Source organism: Vibrio sp. 2132-1 (assembly GCF_033344315.1).
Genome location: NZ_JAWPON010000921.1, coordinates 1 through 502 on the forward strand (window position 1 = coordinate 1; position 502 = coordinate 502).

Here is a 502-nt window from a genome sequence, read left to right on the forward strand (position 1 = left end):
AGCAGATTCCATACGTAGATCGGCAAGATCAAGGTAGAAGCGAGGCAAATCTGCAGGCATGCACAAACCTTTGTACACCAGCACTTGCGTCGATAAGCTGCAGATGTAGAAATCAGGATCCTCGGTGATCTGTTTTTCCATACGGCGACGGGCAATATAGAGACGACGTTCAATGTCGCGTTCACGCCAGCCCGCTGGAGCTGAGATAAAGACTTGCTGAATATTGGGCAGTGAGTTGGCCGCAATCGGGCCGAGTACTGCAGAATTTGTTGGAACTTCGCGCCAACCCGCAACCGTTAAGGTTTCTTGAGCGAGTTCTTTATTGACGATGTCTTTAGATAATTGAGCTTTAACCGGATCTTGGCTGAAGAAAAGCATCCCTACGGCATATTGTTTGCCTAGGTTGAAACCATTCTCTTCGGCGATAAGGCGTAAATAGGAATCGGGCTTTTGTAATAGAAGACCACAACCATCACCTGTTTTACCATCGGCGGCAATACCA

At 47.8% G+C, this 502-nt stretch carries 1 pseudogene; it reads right to left on the bottom strand.

Features of this window, described 5'->3' with window-relative positions:
* Positions 1-502: pseudogene (gltB, locus tag R8N47_RS28740) on the bottom strand (glutamate synthase large subunit); the annotation flags it as partial.